This is a genomic window from Tessaracoccus aquimaris (assembly GCF_001997345.1).
GTDB classification, from domain to species: domain Bacteria; phylum Actinomycetota; class Actinomycetes; order Propionibacteriales; family Propionibacteriaceae; genus Arachnia; species Arachnia aquimaris.
Genome location: NZ_CP019606.1, coordinates 500185 through 515639 on the forward strand (window position 1 = coordinate 500185; position 15455 = coordinate 515639).

The 15455-nt window shown below is 67.8% G+C and carries 11 protein-coding genes and 1 pseudogene; 9 read left to right on the forward strand and 3 right to left on the reverse strand.

Translation table 11 applies throughout. The features are described 5' to 3' along the window. The first annotated feature begins 77 nt into the window (after nucleotides 1-77). From BW730_RS02340 to BW730_RS02355, 4 genes and pseudogenes are all read left to right on the forward strand, one after another. Entirely contained in the window at nucleotides 78-674 is a 597-nt protein-coding gene (locus BW730_RS02340; RefSeq protein ID WP_077684849.1) for an ATP-dependent Clp protease proteolytic subunit, read from the forward strand. Beyond that, on the forward strand, nucleotides 674-1324 hold the full coding sequence (locus BW730_RS02345) for an ATP-dependent Clp protease proteolytic subunit (RefSeq protein WP_226997003.1): 651 nt from the start codon (nucleotides 674-676) through the stop codon (nucleotides 1322-1324). The genes BW730_RS02340 and BW730_RS02345 overlap by 1 nt, the downstream gene beginning before the upstream one ends. Before the next feature lie 171 nt (nucleotides 1325-1495). Beyond that, nucleotides 1496-2778: pseudogene (gene clpX, locus BW730_RS02350) on the forward strand (ATP-dependent Clp protease ATP-binding subunit ClpX). Nucleotides 2779-2846: 68 nt separating this feature from the next. Next, nucleotides 2847-6062 (forward strand): S41 family peptidase, encoded by a 3216-nt coding sequence (locus BW730_RS02355; protein WP_077684850.1) that lies wholly within the window; start codon nucleotides 2847-2849, stop codon nucleotides 6060-6062. Nucleotides 6063-6065: 3 nt separating this feature from the next. On the opposite strand, the gene BW730_RS02360 is transcribed toward BW730_RS02355, so the two are convergent. Together BW730_RS02360 and BW730_RS02365 are read right to left on the reverse strand one after the other, a co-directional pair. Continuing rightward, nucleotides 6066-6869, reverse strand: a complete 804-nt coding sequence (locus BW730_RS02360) for a substrate-binding domain-containing protein (RefSeq protein ID WP_077684851.1) — start codon at nucleotides 6867-6869, stop codon at nucleotides 6066-6068. Beyond that, nucleotides 6818-7081, reverse strand: a complete 264-nt coding sequence (locus tag BW730_RS02365; protein WP_077684852.1) for a LacI family DNA-binding transcriptional regulator — start codon at nucleotides 7079-7081, stop codon at nucleotides 6818-6820. Before BW730_RS02365 ends, BW730_RS02360 begins: the two co-directional genes overlap by 52 nt. A gap of 145 nt (nucleotides 7082-7226) precedes the next feature. On the opposite strand from BW730_RS02365, the gene BW730_RS19920 reads away from it, so the two are divergent. The 5 genes from BW730_RS19920 (at nucleotide 7227) to BW730_RS02385 (ending at nucleotide 12578) form a co-directional block, all read left to right on the forward strand. Continuing rightward, nucleotides 7227-7763 carry an extracellular solute-binding protein gene (locus BW730_RS19920; RefSeq protein WP_250637756.1) on the forward strand — a complete coding sequence of 179 codons (537 nt, stop codon included), beginning with the start codon at nucleotides 7227-7229 and terminating at the stop codon, nucleotides 7761-7763. Further along, on the forward strand, nucleotides 7661-8542 hold the full coding sequence (locus tag BW730_RS02370) for an extracellular solute-binding protein (RefSeq protein WP_250637761.1): 882 nt from the start codon (nucleotides 7661-7663) through the stop codon (nucleotides 8540-8542). The genes BW730_RS19920 and BW730_RS02370 overlap by 103 nt, the downstream gene beginning before the upstream one ends. 41 nt (nucleotides 8543-8583) lie before the next feature. After that, nucleotides 8584-9429: a carbohydrate ABC transporter permease gene (locus BW730_RS02375; RefSeq protein WP_226997004.1), complete on the forward strand. Its 846-nt coding sequence runs from the start codon at nucleotides 8584-8586 to the stop codon at nucleotides 9427-9429. Nucleotides 9430-9606: 177 nt separating this feature from the next. Beyond that, a complete protein-coding gene (locus tag BW730_RS02380) occupies nucleotides 9607-10254 on the forward strand; it encodes a carbohydrate ABC transporter permease (RefSeq protein ID WP_226997005.1) in 648 nt (215 codons plus the stop codon). Nucleotides 10255-10277: 23 nt separating this feature from the next. Then, nucleotides 10278-12578: a beta-glucosidase gene (locus tag BW730_RS02385; protein ID WP_077684853.1), complete on the forward strand. Its 2301-nt coding sequence runs from the start codon at nucleotides 10278-10280 to the stop codon at nucleotides 12576-12578. A gap of 67 nt (nucleotides 12579-12645) precedes the next feature. Here BW730_RS02385 and BW730_RS02390 read toward each other — a convergent pair whose 3' ends face one another. Next, nucleotides 12646-15444 carry an alpha-L-rhamnosidase gene (locus tag BW730_RS02390; RefSeq protein WP_077684854.1) on the reverse strand — a complete coding sequence of 933 codons (2799 nt, stop codon included), beginning with the start codon at nucleotides 15442-15444 and terminating at the stop codon, nucleotides 12646-12648. Between the last annotated feature and the right edge of the window lie 11 nt (nucleotides 15445-15455).

Sequence of the window (15455 nt, forward strand, 5' to 3'; positions counted from 1 at the left end):
GGCGACCACCTGCTTGGGCGCTTGCAATTAGCCGGTAGGTTAGTGGGGTGACTCAGACTCCAATTGACGCAACCCGCATGGCCGGTCCGGGGGCCTCCGGGCTCGGCATGACCGACAACGTCTACGCGTCCCTGCTGGCGAACCGGATCATCTTCCTCGGCTCCGAGGTGAAGGATGAGAACGCCAACGCCATCTGCGCGCAGATGCTTCTGCTGAACGCGGAAGACCCCGAGAAGGACATCTACCTCTACATCAACTCGCCCGGCGGCTCCGTCGACTCCGGCATGGCCATCTTCGACACCATGCAGTGGATCAGTAACGACGTGGCGACCGTCGCGATGGGCCTCGCGGCCTCGATGGGCCAGTTCCTGCTCTCCGCAGGCACCCCCGGCAAGCGCTTCGCCCTCCCGCACAGCCGCATCATGATGCACCAGCCCTCGGGCGGCCTCGGCGGCACCGCCTCCGACATCCGCATCCAGGCCGAGCAGTCCCTGCACATCAAGAAGACGATGGCCGAGCTGATCGCCAAGCACACCGGACAGACCATCGATCAGATCGAGGCCGACTCTGACCGCGACCGGTGGTTCACCGCCGAGCAGGCACTCGAGTACGGATTCATCGACCACGTCTTCGAGCGCGCGTCCCAGATCAAGTCGGAGGCTCCGAACCAGTGATGATCAACACCAGCACCCTGCCGCAGGGCACCGCCCCCGCAGGCATGGACATGAACTACTACATCCCGCAGTGGGAGGAGCGCACCAGCTACGGCGTGCGCCGCGTCGATCCGTACACGAAGCTGTTCGAGGACCGGATCATCTTCCTCGGCACCCCGATCAACGACGAGGTCGCCAACGCCGTGATGGCACAGCTGCTGTGCCTGCAGTCGATGGACCCCGAGCGTCAGATCTCGATGTACATCAACTCGCCCGGCGGCTCGTTCACGGCCCTGACGGCCATCTACGACACGATGCGCTACATCAAGCCCGACATCCAGACGGTCTGCCTCGGCCAGGCCGCCTCCGCAGCGGCCGTCATCCTGGCGGCGGGCACCAAGGGCAAGCGCCTCGCGCTGCCGAACTCGCGCATCCTGATCCACCAGCCGGCCACTGAGGGCGGCTACGGGCAGTCCTCCGACCTGGAGATCCAGGCAAGGGAGATCCTGCGCATCCGCTCCCTCATGGAGGAGATGCTCGCCAACGACACCGGCCAGGACGTCGCAAAGGTGAGCAAGGACATCGAACGCGACAAGTTCCTCACCGCCCAGGAGGCCGTCGAGTACGGCATCGTCGACGACATCCTTCCTTCCTTGAAGGAACTGGACTGAGCCAACCGAAGGCGCCGTTCCCCAGCACCTGGGGGCGGCGCCTTCGGGCTATCTCAACCCCTGGTTGAGGGCCCGACAGGTCGGCTGGGAGTGTCGCCAGACGCCTGACCCGGCCGCGGGTAGGGTGTGAGATGAACAGCAGATGACAACTTTTTTGAGGGGGTGGACGGCGTGGCACACATCGGTGAATCCAGCGACCTGTTCAAGTGCAACTTCTGCGGCAAGAGTCAAAAGCAGGTCAAGAAGCTGATCGCCGGCCCAGGCGTCTACATCTGCGACGAGTGCATCGGGCTCTGCAACGAGATCATCGAGGAGGAGTTCCCGGTCCAGACCGACGGCAGCCTGTCGACCGACCTCCCCAAGCCCCGCGACATCCGCGACTTCCTCGACACCTACGTGATCGGCCAGGACGGCGCCAAGAAGGCCCTGTCGGTGGCGGTCTACAACCACTACAAGCGCATCCAGTCGGAGCAGAACCCGCACGGGCGCCGAGCCGAGGGCGACGACGTCGAGGTCGGCAAGTCCAACATCCTGCTGATCGGCCCCACCGGCTGCGGCAAGACCTACCTCGCCCAGACCCTTGCGCGAATGCTGAACGTGCCGTTCGCGATGGCGGACGCCACCGCGCTCACGGAGGCAGGCTACGTCGGCGAGGACGTCGAGAACATCCTGCTCAAGCTGATCCAGGCGGCAGACTTCGACATCGCGAAGGCCGAGACCGGCATCATCTACATCGACGAGATCGACAAGGTGGCCCGCAAGTCGGAGAACCCCTCGATCACCCGCGACGTCTCCGGCGAGGGCGTGCAGCAGGCGCTGCTGAAGATCCTCGAGGGCACCGTCGCCAGCGTGCCCCGCAGGGCGGCCGCAAGCACCCGCACCAGGACTTCCTGCAGATCGACACCACCAAGGTGCTGTTCATCGTGGGCGGCGCCTTCTCGGGCCTCGAGGAGATCATCAACCAGCGCGTCGGGAAGCGGCCGCTCGGCTTCAACACCGGCGCGGCATCGAAGGTCGAGGCCGTCGTCGACCCCTTCGCCCAGGTGCGTCCCGAGGACCTGCACAAGTTCGGCCTGATCCCCGAGTTCATCGGCCGCCTGCCCATGATGACGACCGTCAGCCCGCTCGACCGCGAGTCCCTGGTGCGGATCCTCGTCGAGCCGCGCAACGCGCTGACCCGCCAGTTCCAGAAGCTGTTCGATCTCGACGGCGTCGAACTGGAGTTCACCGACGAGGCCATCGAGGCGATCGCCGACCTCGCCCTTGAGCGCGGCACCGGCGCCCGCGGCCTGCGTGCGATCCTCGAGGAACTGCTGCTCGACGTGATGTTCGAGGTGCCATCCGAGGACGACGTCGCCCAGGTCGTGATCACGCGCGAGGCCGTAGACGGCACCGCCGCGCCGACGTTCGTGCCCCGCGCGAAGCTGGCTCGCCGCCGCGACCTTTCCGCCTGACGCCCGCCCGCGGCCGCCCATTCCGAGGGCGCCGATGACTGCTTTCCGAGCGCGGTAGGCTCACCCCCATGGCCTATCTGCGTTACCCCCATCTGCACGGAACCGACGTCGTCTTCGTGGCCGATGACGATCTGTGGCTGGCGTCGCTCGACGGCGGCCGCGCCTCCCGGCTCACGTTCGGTGAGGTCGCCGCCCGCAGTCCGCGCTTCTCGCCCGACGGCTCCCGGGTCGCGTTCGTCTCGGCCTCCGGCGGCGGAAACGACGCCTACGTCGTCGACCTCGACGGCACCACCACCCGGCTGACCTGGCTGAGCGCCCGCAGACTGCAGATCTCGGGCTGGCTGGATGACGAGCACATCCTGATCGCCTCCGATCATCAGGGCGTGCACCGCATCGACGCCTCCATGTACTCGCTGTCGCTCTCTGGTGACCTGCAGCGGCTGCCCTACGGCGTCGCCACCTCCGCAGCGGTCGACAAGAAGGGGCGCGTCGCCGTCGCCACCGCAAACTTCCGCGACCCGTCCGGCTGGAAGCGCTACCGGGGCGGCATGGCCACCCGGCTGTACGTCTCCAACGGCAAGGGCGACTGGACGCGGATCCTGCCGCAGGAGGAGGCGAGCCTCTTCGGGCCGACGTGGGTCGGTGACCGGATCGTGTTCACCTCCGACCTCGGCACCGGCCCCGACGTGCAGGCCCAGGTGTGGTCGGTGAACGCCTCGGGCAAGGACCTGCGCCAACACACCTCGCACACCGAGGCCGAGGGCTACGTGCGCGACGCCGCGAGCGACGGCAAGGGCATCGTCTACCACGCCCACGGCCGGCTCTACTGGCTCGCCAGCCTCAAGGCAGAGCCTCAGCGCCTCGACATCCAGGTGCCCGTCGGCGAGCCGAGGCCGGTCATCCTGGCCCCGACCGACCGTCTGGAACAGGTCGTGCCCGACCAGGGCGCCGACGGCTCCCTGCTGGAATGGCGCGGCGCCGCCTACTTCCTGACGCACCGCGGCGGCCCCGCCCGCGCACTCGCCGACCAGCCGGGCGTGCGGGTCCGCGAGCCCCGCTTCCTCGGCACCACAGGCAAGGCCGTGTGGGTGAGCGACGCCGAGGGCGACGACTGCCTCGAGATCCGCCAACTCGACGGCGACAAGGCCCCACGCAGGATGGCCGCAGGCCGGATCGGGCGCGTCCTCGCGCTCGAACCCAACAAGGCGGGCACCAAGATCGCGATCGGCAGCCACGACGGCGCGATCCACCTCGTCGACGTGGCCCGCGCCTCCGTGAAGAAGATCGGCGTCTCCGAGGGTGGCGAGCCGACCGGCTTCGCCTGGTCCCCCGACGGCCGCTACCTGGTGTGGCGGCAGGCGATCGCCAACGAGGGGACGCTCGGCCGCCTCGTCGGCTACGACCTGACCGCGGACAAGGCGTTCACACTCACCCGCGGCCAGTTCAACGACTTCTCGCCGGTGTTCACCCCCGACGGCAAGCACCTCTGCTTCCTGTCGAGCCGCACCATCGACCCCAGCTACGACGAACTCACCTTCGACCTGTCGTTCAGCAATACCGTCCGACCCTGGCTCGCCCCGCTCAGCGCAAGCGAGCCAGCCCCGTTCGGCCCGGCTGCCGACGGCTGGCCCATCAGCGAACCCGCCGACCGTGACGACGCGAAGGCCGAGGAGAAGACGGACAAGCCAGAGGGGGAGGCCAAGGACGAGGTCGCCGTCGAGTTCGACATCGACGGCTTCGAGGACCGGATGGTGTCCTTCCCGGTGCCGTCCGGACGCTACGCGTCGTTGCAGGCGACCAAGGACGGCCTTGTGTGGGTGTCGCTGAAGTCGGCTGGCGAGTTGGGCGCGGTCCGCGCGGGCGTCGAGGGCGAGGTCAAGGATCAGATCGAGCACTTCTCGTTCAAGTCGCGCAAGGTCTCGGTGGTCGTCGACGCCGCCGACGGCGCCGCCGTCTCCGGGGACGGGGAGCGGCTCCTCGTCCGCAACGGCGAGGACCTGTGGGTGCAGTCCGCCGAGCAGGCCCCGGGCGACGACGACGACGCCAAGACCCACGTCGACCTCTCGCGGCTCCGTCGCGAACTGTCGCCGCGGGCCGAATGGCGCCAGATGTACGCCGAGAACGCCCGCATCATGCGCGACCACTACTGGCGAGACGACTTCGACGGCACCGACTGGGCCGCCGTCGTGGCGCGCTACGCGCCGCTGGTTGAGCAGATCGCCACGCACGACGACCTCGTCGACGTGCTGTGGGAGACGGTCGGCGAACTGAACACCTCGCACGCCTACGTGTCGCCGCCCGCGTCGCACGACGACGCGCCGCGGGTCGGCTTCCTCGGGGCCGAATACCGCCGCAACGGCAAGCGCGAGATCGTCATCTCCCGTGTGCTGCGCGGCGAGAACTCCGACCCCGGCGCCCGCGCGCCGCTGCGTGCGGCGGGGGTGGCCGCGGAGGCTGGTGACGTGATCGTCGCCGTGGACGGCAAGCCGACCGGAGACGTGCCCGACCTGGGCGAACTGCTGCTCGGATCGGCGGAGAAGGTCGTCGAACTGACGCTCGCCCGCGGAAGGCAGAAGCGTCGCGTCGCCGTCGTGCCCGCCGCGAACGAGTCGGCCATGCGCTACCACGAGTGGGTCGCCGGGCGCGTCGACTACGTGGAGAAGCACTCCGGTGGCCGCCTTGGCTACGTGCACGTGCCGGACATGGTGGCCAGCGGCTGGGCCGAGTTCCAGCGCCTCGTCGACGCGGCAATGCGGCACGAAGGCGTGATCGTGGACGTGCGCTTCAACGCCGGAGGACACACCTCCGAGCTGATCCTCGAGCGGATCGCCCGCCGCGCGATCGGCTGGTCCGGGGCGCGCCACATGGGCGTGCTCGGCACCTACCCGTCGCAGGCAAGGCGCGGCCCCGTGGTCTTCGTCACCAACCCCTATGCGGGCTCCGACGGTGACATCGTCACGGCCGCTGCCCAGAACATGGGCCTCGGCCTGGTCGTCGGCGAGCGGAGTTGGGGCGGCGTGGTCGGCATCGACGGCCGGTTCACCCTGGTCGACGGGACCGAGGTGACGCAGCCGCGCTACTGGATCGCCTTCGACAAGCAGGGCTTCGGCGTCGAGAACCACGGCGTCGACCCTGACGTCGTCGTCGAGGTCAGCCCGGGGGAGTGGGAGTCCGAGAGGGACATCCAACTCGACAAGGCCATCGAGATCGCCCTGGAGGGCCTGTCCGCGACTCCGGCCTCGGTGCCGCAGGAACTCCAGCCACCGCGGTTCACGCGCGCCTGAGCCTCACTGCGGGGCGTACCCCGTCGAGTCCCGGACCATCAGCCTCGTCTCCAGTTGGAAGCGGGGCCAGTCGGTGCCAGGCAGCCTCCGTGCGTTGTCCAGCAGCGTGACGGCTGCGCTTCCCATGGCCTCCAGGGGTTGGCGGATCGTCGTCAGGGCAGGCACGTACGAGCGCGCCAGGGGGGTGTCGTCGAACCCGATCAGGCTGAGGTCCTGCGGGATCCGGAGCCCGCGGCGTCGGCAACTGTCGATGACCCCGAGCGCCACGAGATCCGACAGCGCGAAGATCGCCGTCGGTGGCTTGGCCAGGCCAAGCAGGTAGCGGACCCCCGCGAGACCCGCCTGATAGTGGAAGTTCTCGTGCAGAACCAGGCCCTGATTGAACGCGATCCCTGCACCCTCAAGCGCGCTGCGGTAGCCCTCGATGCGCTCCACGGCGGGGCGCGACGTGGCGAGCCCTCCCACCACGCCGATGCGGGTGTGCCCGAGGTCGAGGAGGTGCTGGGTCGCCTGCCTACCGCCCTGCCAGTTGGTGGCGCTGACGCTGAGGACCTCCGGGGGCACGTCATCGATCGGGTCGATGAGGGCCACCGGGAAGGAGCGCTTGAGCGCGGTGTGGGTGTCGACGACGCTTGTCGGAAGCGTCAGCACCACCAAACCGGCGGCGCCTGCGTCGGCGACCTTGTTGATCCACCGTGACGAGCCCGGCCTCAGGGCACCCGGCGCTGCCTTTCGGGCGATGTCGGTGTGGATGGTCAGGTCGTAACCGAGTTCGGTGGCCCTGTCGATGACCCCCGACAGCACCACGGGGCATAGGGGTTACGCAGGTCCTCCGCGAGCATGTGGATGGTCGAGCCGGCTGGGCCACGCGAACGCGGGGTCTGGTAGCCCAGTTCCGACGCCGTACGCAGGATGCGCTCGCGCAGGTCGGGCGAGACGTCAGAGCGCGCGTTGAGCGCCTTGCTGACGGTCGAGAGCGACGCCCCGACCGCGCGGGCGATATCGATTTGTCGCGCCATACTCGTGGCCTCTCCGAAAATTTCGGGTTTCCTAAGATCCTGCTTCCAGGTCTATTTCCCGGGAGTCTAGCCGCTTATGCTGCGGAAACAGTAGTGCTTTACAGGGACACTGATGTCCGAAATATTTCGCCGAAAGGGGCGCGTCATGAATATCTCTCGTAGGAACCTTCTGGGTGCAGTGGGAGCGGTTGCCGTCGCTGGCGGGTTGAGCGCGTGTGGTGGAGGGAAGCGCCCCGGCGGCGGTGGTGGCGAGGGTGGAGGCGAGGCGAGCGCCTGGGCGTTGTCGGGCGGCTACACCGACGCGACCTACAAGGCGAGCTTCGACACCTGGAACAAGGACAACCCCGACAAGAAGATCTCGCTCGAGGTGTTCGCCAACGATGCCTACAAGGAGAAGATCCGCACGGCCGTCGGTTCGAACCAGGCGCCGACCCTGATCTACTCCTGGGCGGGGGCGCCCCTTGCCGACTACGTGAAGGCGGGCAAGGTCATCGACCTGACGGAGAGCACCAAGGCCGTGCAAGGCAAGCTGATCCCAGCGTGCTCGGGACCGGCACCATCGACGGGAAGGTCTACGCCCTGCCCAACAACAACACGCAGCCGGTGGTCTTCTACGGGAACATGGACAACCTCGCCAAGGCGGGCCTCGACGGCATTCCCGCGACCTTCGACGAGATGCTGACCGCCGTGGACAAGCTGAAGGCGGCCGGGGTCGAGACGCCCATCGCGTTGGCGGGGCAGAGCCTCTGGCCGGGCCTGATGTGGATCGAGTACCTGGCCGATCGGGTCGCGGGCCCTGAGCTGTTCTCGGCCATCGCGGCGGGAGACATCGCCAAGTGGGAAGACCCCAAGATGATCGAAGCCCTCGGCATGATCACCCAGTTGGTGAAGGCCGGAGCGTTCGGGCCAGGGTTCGGATCCGTCGTCGCGGACGCCAATGCCGACGTGGCGCTGATCCACACGGGCCGCGCCGGGCTCCTCCTGCAGGGAGCGTGGTGCTTCGGCAGCTTCGTCGCCGACGCGCCGGACTTCCTCGCGGCAGGCAAGCTGGTCTACGGAACGTTCCCGACCGTCGAGGGCGGCGCAGGCGACCCAGGCAACCTGGTGGGCAACCCCGCCAACTACTGGTCGGTGTCGGCGAACGCCTCGGAGGAGCAGCAGAAAAACGTCATCGCCTACCTCAACGAGGCAATGTTCAATGATGCCTACACCGAGGCGTACATCGGCGCAGGCCTGGTCCCCGTCGTCACGGGTGCTGAGGACAAGCTGTCGGGCGTCGACAACTCGGAGTTCCTGACCTACCTGTACAAGCTGGTCTCCGACGCGAAGCACTTCCAGTTGTCGTGGGACCAGGCGCTCCCGTCCGCCCAAGGGCAGGCGATGCTCACCAACCTCGGGCAACTGTTCCTCGACCAGATCACCGCCGAGCAGTTCTCGAAGACGATGGCGAGCACGAAGTGAGCCGCACGGCCTCCGGGTTGAGCCGTGGGCCCTCAGCCTGGTTGGCAGCGCCGGCCGTGATCTTCTTCCTGCTGTTCGCGGTCGTTCCGCTGCTCGGTGTCGTCGTGCTCTCCTTCATGGCGTGGGACGGCCTCGGCACACCAGTGTGGACCGGCACGGCCAACTGGACCCGGGTCCTGAGCGACCCGGTGACGCACAACGCGCTGTGGCTCTCGCTCGTCGTCGTGGTGGTGTCGTGGGCGGTACAGACCCCGCTTGCGATCCTGCTCGGCGTCTTCATGGCAGGCACTCAGAAGTACCGGTCGTTCCTGTCCATCCTGTACTTCCTGCCGCTGCTCTTCTCGGCTGCGGCAGTCGGTATCGCCTTCAAGGCGCTCCTCGACCCGAACTTCGGCCTCGGCAACGCCTTGGGCGTTCGCGCCCTGGCCCAGGACTGGCTCGGGAACCCGAGGCTGGCGCTCCTGACGGTGTTGGTCATCGTCGCCTGGTGCTTCGTCCCGTTCCACTCGCTGCTCTACCAGGGCGCCATCCGGCAGATCCCGACCAGCATGTACGAGGCGGCCATGATCGACGGCGTCGGCCGCGTCAAGACCTTCTTCCACATCACGCTTCCCCAGATCCGCAACACCATCATCACCTCTTCGACGCTGATGATCGTCGGGTCGCTGACCTACTTCGACCTGATCTTCGTGATGACCAACGGCGGGCCGGGCAACGCGACACGCATCCTGCCCCTCGACATGTACCTGCGCGGCTTCCGGGCCTACGACATGGGCGGGGCCTCGGTGGTAGGCGTGCTGCTCGCCGCCGTCGGCCTCACGGTGTCCTACCTGCTCAACCGGGCGGCACGGACGTCGTCCATGGACTCCCAGATGGAAGGTGCCTGACATGCGCTCAACGGTCCGCCCCAACATCCTGGGCGCCATCGGAGGCTGGGCCTGGCTGATCTTCGCCCTGCTGCCGATCTACTACATCGTCGTGACCAGCATCCGGCCCGCGAGACCTACTTCACCGAGAACCCGCTGGCCATCCCTGCGCAGCCGACGCTGGCGGCCTACGGCCGGGTGCTCAGCAACAACTTCGGCCTCTACTTCCTCAACTCGGTCTTCGTCACGGCGGCCACGGTTGTCGTGGTGCTCGCGGTGTCGATCATGGCCGCCTATGTGATCGTCCGGAACCGGTCCCGCTTCTCAAGCGCACTGTTCTCCGGCCTGTTGCTCGGCATCGCCATTCCGCTGCAGGCGACCATCGTCCCCGTCTACTACCTCATCGTCCAACTCGGCCTCTACGACACCCTCTGGGCGCTCATCCTTCCCTCGATCGCGTTCGCGATCCCGATCAGCGTCCTGATCCTGGTGAACTTCCTGCGCGACGTGCCGGGAGAACTGTTCGAGGCGATGCGGGTCGACGGGGCCTCCGACTGGCAGATGCTGTGGAAGCTTGCCGTGCCGCTCGCCAAGCCGGCCATCATCACCGTCGGCATCTACGACGCACTCCAGGTCTGGAACGGGTTCCTGTTCCCCCTGATCCTGACCCAGAGCGCGGAGAACCGGGTCCTTCCCCTGTCGCTGTGGTCCTTCCAGGGCGAGTTCTCCGTCGACGTCCCCGCGGTGCTCGCTGCGGTCGTGCTCTCGGTCGTGCCAGTCCTCGCGGCGTACGCGATCGGTCGCCGTCAACTCGTCTCCGGCCTCACCGCAGGCTTCTCCAAGTAGCAAACACCCAAGGAGTTGTTCTCATGAACCAGTGGCACGACACCTCGCTGCCCATCAAGGAGCGCGCCGCCGCGCTGCTCGCCGACCTCACGCTCGAGGAGAAGGCGCACCAACTGGGCTCGCACTGGCCCAGCCCGAAGAACCGCGTCGACGACCTCGAGGGCAACGTCGCACCCATGGAGGACGCACTCAACCAGAGCGGCGACCTCAACGCGGAGGCAGCGGTCGGCCTCGGCCAGATCACCCGCAACTACGGGACGGCTCCGGTCACGCCCGAGGAGGGCATCGCCCAACTGCGTGACCTGCAGGCCTTCGTTGTCGAGAGGTCCCCGCACGGCATCCCAGCGGTCGTCCACGAGGAATGCCTGACGGGGTTCACGGCCAACGGTGCCACTGTCTACCCGGCCGCGATCGCGTGGGGTGCCACCTTCGACCCCGGCATCGTTGAGGAGATGGCACATGCCATCGGCGACGACATGGCGACCCTCGGCGTGCACCAGGGGCTCTCCCCACTGCTGGACGTGGTGCGCGACTACCGCTGGGGCCGCGTCGAGGAGACCATCGGCGAGGACCCGTACCTGGTCGGCACCCTCGGGGCCGCCTACGTGCAGGGGTTGCAGGAGGCAGGCATCGACGCCACCCTGAAGCACTTCGCGGGCTATTCGGCCTCCCGCGCCGGCCGCAACCACGCGCCGATCTCCATCGGGCCGCGCGAGTTCGAGGACGTCATCCTCCAGCCGTTCGAGATCGCGGTGCGCGAGGGCGGCGCCGCCTCGGTGATGAACTCCTACTCGGACATCGACGGCGTCCCCGCCGGGGCGAGCCGGGAACTCCTCACGGGGATCCTGCGGGACAGGTGGGGCTTCGACGGCCTGGTCGTCAGCGACTACTGGGCCGTGTCCTTCCTGCACATGATGCACCGCATCTCGGAGGGTCCGGCCGACAGCGCTCGGCTCGCGCTGGAGGCCGGCCTTGACGTCGAGTTGCCGGGCACCGCCTGCTATGGGAGCGTCGTCGACCTGGTTCGCGACGGTCGGCTGGATGAGTCGGTCGTCGACACGTCAGTGCAGCGGGTGCTTGAACAGAAGATCCGGCTCGGGCTGCTCGATCCCGACTGGTCGAGCGAGGCGCAGGGCGCGCCGGTCGACCTCGACTCGCCGCGCAACAGGGAAATCGCCAGGCGCCTCGCCGAGGAGTCGATCGTGCTGGTCGCCAACGACGGCGTGTTGCCGCTGGCGGTGGCAAAGGTCGCGCTGCTCGGGCCGTGCGCCGCTGAGCCGCGCACCTTCATGGGCTGCTACTCCTTCCCGAACCACGTGCTCGTGCGCTACCCCGACGCGCCGCTCGGAGTCGAGGTGCCGAGCCTGGAGCAGGCGCTGCGGGCCGAACTGGGCGGCGCCGAGATCCGCTACGAGCAGGGCTGCCCGATCCTCGCGGAGGACCGCTCGCAGATCCCCGCCGCGGTCGAGGCGGCCAAGGCGGCGGACGTGGCGGTCCTGACGGTGGGGGACCTCGCGGGCCTGTTCGGCAAGGGCACCTCCGGTGAGGGCTGCGACGCCGTCGACCTGCGGCTACCCGGCGTGCAGGCCGAACTGGTCGAGGCTGTGCTCGCCACGGGCACCCCGACGGTGCTTGTCATCGTCAGCGGCAGGCCCTACTCGGTCGGGGCGTTCGCCGACCGGTGCGCCGCGATCGTTCAGGCGTTCATGCCAGGCGAGGAGGGCGGTCCCGCCATCGCGGGAGTGCTCAGCGGGAGGGTCAACCCGAGCGGCCATCTGCCGGTCGGCCTGCCGGACCATCCTGGCGGCCAGCCGGGCACCTACCTCGCGCCGTCGCTCGCCTGGAACAGCGATGGCATCTCCAACCTCGACCCGCGGCCGCGCTACCCGTTCGGCCACGGCATCTCGTACACCACGTTCGACCTCAGCGACCTGCGCCTGTCGAGCGAGGAGATCGACGTGACTGGCAGCGTCGAGGTGCGCGCGACGGTGACCAACACCGGGGACCGCGCGGGCGCCGAGGTCGTCCAGTTGTACGCCACCGACGAACTGGCCCAGGTGGTGCGCCCGCTCAAGGAGTTGATCGGCTACCTCAAGGTCTCGCTCGAGCCAGGGGAGAGCCGCACCGTGATCTTCGACGTGCACTCGGACCGGCTGTCCTTCACCGGGCTGGAGTTGAAGCGGGTCGTCGAGCCGGGCACCCACGTGCTCAGCGTCGGCCGCTCCAGCGAGGACCGGCCGCTGTCGGCCAGGCTCACCCTGACCGGGGAGACCCGGATCGTCCCGGAGGGAAGGCAACTGCTGACGCCCGCGCGACTCGGCTGACCAGGGCACAAGAGGATCGCCCCGACCGCGTCACGGTCGGGGCGATCCTTTGCGGCGTCCTATCAGGTCAGTGCTTGTTGAACGCCTCCAACTCCTCAAGGACCTTCGGGGCAACTCCAGGTGAGATGATGCTGAACGCCGCCCGGAGGTTCTGACCGGGCACCCACTTCGTGCGTGCGTTGAAGTCCGATGCAAGGGCCGGGTCGACCCGCTCGAAGGCGGAGCGAAGAGCCAGGTAGGCGCCCTCGTTGTCGATGATGTCGACAAGAGGGGTGTCCATCCCGATCCGCACCTCACCAGGGACCTGGTCCGCCGATGCGAATCGCCACTCATGCTCGCCGGAGCCGGCGCGGAAGTCGTCGATGCCGGGAAGCGTGACGACAGCGTCCGAGTTCGGCGGTACGACGGCGCTCACCGCGATCTCGCCGCCGTCTCGGATCCAGCTCACCTTGATCGGCCCATACGGCCCGTCATAGGAGGCTGACGCGGAATCGAGGCCGGGAAGCGGACGTGGAGCGATGCGGACCGTTTTGTAGCCAGGGGAGTCAGCCCCGAGGCCTGCGACGACCCGATGCATCCAATCGGCCACCGAGCCAAGCGCGTAGTGGTTGAACGAGGTCATCTCTCCTGGGTTGATCGACCCGTCAGGAAGGAGCGAGTCCCATCGCTCCCAGATCGTGGTCGCCCCCATGGAGACCGAGTAGAGCCAGCTTGGGCAGTCGGTTTGCAGCAGGAGCCGTGCAGCCTCTGTGTCGTGGCCCGTGGTGGTCAGAGCATCGTTGACCAGGGGAGTGCCGACGAACCCGGTGCTGATGCGGTAGCCATCCCGGCGCACCAGTTCGGCCAGCCGTGATCCGAAGGCTGCCCTCAGCGGCTCGTCGGCGATTCCGAAGGCGATGGCCAGCGCGTATGCCGTCTGGGCATCTGAGACGATCCGGCCGGCCGGGCTCACATACTCGTTGACCCACGCTTGCCTCACCAACTCGGCCTGTGCGCGATACCCGGCGGACTCCTCGGCGAAGCCGAGCAGGTCGGCTGCGCGCGCCGTCAGATCAGCGGAGCGGTACAGGAACGCGCCCGACACGACGTCGGGGTCGGTCTTGGCTCGAGCCGGATCGGTCGGTGGGGAGTCCGGGTCGACCCAGTCTCCGAACTGGAAGCCGCCCTCCCAGAGGTGGCGATCTCCCGCGATCTTCAGAAGGAGATCCGTCCAGGCCTTCATTGACGGGTACTGGCGCTGCACGACCTCGAGGTCGCCGAAGCGTTCGAACAGCACCATGGGCAGGACGGTTGCGACATCACCCCAAGCGGCGGTCGGGACGTCGCCCGAGCGCAGCACGTCCGGCACGACAAACGCGACGCCGCCGCCCGCCTCCTGCTGCTCCAGCCACACGTCCCGCAGCCACGAGTCCAGGAACCCGTCGCAGTCGTAGAGGAAGGCTGCGGAGGGCCCGAAGATCTGGATGTCGCCGGTCCAACCCAGCCTCTCGTCCCGCTGAGGACAGTCGGTCGGAAGGTAGAGGAAGTTGCCGCGCATGCCCCACACAACGTTTTCGTGCAGGCGGTTGAGGAGTTCGTTCGAGCTCTCGAACCGACCCGTGCGGCGCATGTCGGAGTGGATCACCTCGGCTGTCACCGCGGCTGGGTCGAAGGTGCCGGGCCAGCCCGAGACCTCCGCGTACCGGAACCCGTGGAAGGTGAATGTCGGCGCGTACTCTTCGGGTTCGCCTCCTGCCAAGGTGTAGGTGTCGGTCGCGCGGGCGGCACGGAGGGGGCGCACGCCCAGGGCGCCGGAGTCGAGGACCTCGGCGTGCCTCAAGGTCACGGTGTCGCCAGCCTCGCCCTGGACCGTGATCCGGAGCCGGCCGACAAGGTTCTGGCCGAAGTCGAGGAGGTAGGTTCCGTCGCCGGAGCCGAGCACTTCCTTGACCGGCATCTGTTCGACCACCCGAACCTCAGGTGAGACGCGCGCTTCAGGAGTCAGACCTGCCTGTTGGGGCGTCGCTGGTGCCCAGCCGGTGGCCTGGAAGCCGGCCTTGTCCCAGCCTGGCTGGATCCGCCGCGCGTCGAAGTCCTCGCCCCGGTAGATGCCTGATGCCGTCCAGGGGCCAGAGTCGGTCACCTGCCAGGAGGGTCCCGTCCTGACCCACTCCTCGGTCCCGTCGTCGTACTCGAGGTGAAGTTGGCCAGCCACGGAGGGTTGCTCGCCGTACACGATCGCCGCCTGGTTCTGGAAACCGAAGCGTTCCGTGTACCACCCACCGGTGACCGCGAGCCCGACGGCGTTGGTGCCCGGCTTGAGGAGGCTCGTCACGTCGTTGGTCTCGTGAATCAGACGAAGGTGATACGGCGTCCAGCCAGGCTTGAGGATCTGGTCGTCGACAGGAGTGCCGTTGACGCTCGCTTCATACACGCCTTGAGCAGTCGCGTACCAGGTGGCTTGGGTCAGCCCCTGACGTACGTCGAACTCCCGGCGGGCAAGGAACGGCTGTGCGTCCTGTTGTGGGGACTCAAGCCCGATGAAGTCCGCATCCCATTCACCGGGGGCGAGGAAGCTGGCGAAGAACGAGGTGGGCTCGCTCCAGGCGGACCAGCCATCGGGGCCTGCGACCCGCACTCGGACCTCCCCTGACTCCCTGGGTGTCAGGTCGGCGAACGGCCACGGTAGGAAGCGCGACTGGTCGCCAGCCACGGTGGCGCTGGTGGTGCCTCGGTGCGTCGTGAGGGAGATCTCGGCGGAGGCCTGCTCCCAGTTGGGAACCTCTGTGGCACTGGTCCAGGAGACGCGAGGCGCTGCGACTGCGACGTTGCCTGCCTCGCTGTCTCCATGTTCGAGGCGAGGCGCGGAAACGATGACGGATGACATCGGGTGTGAAC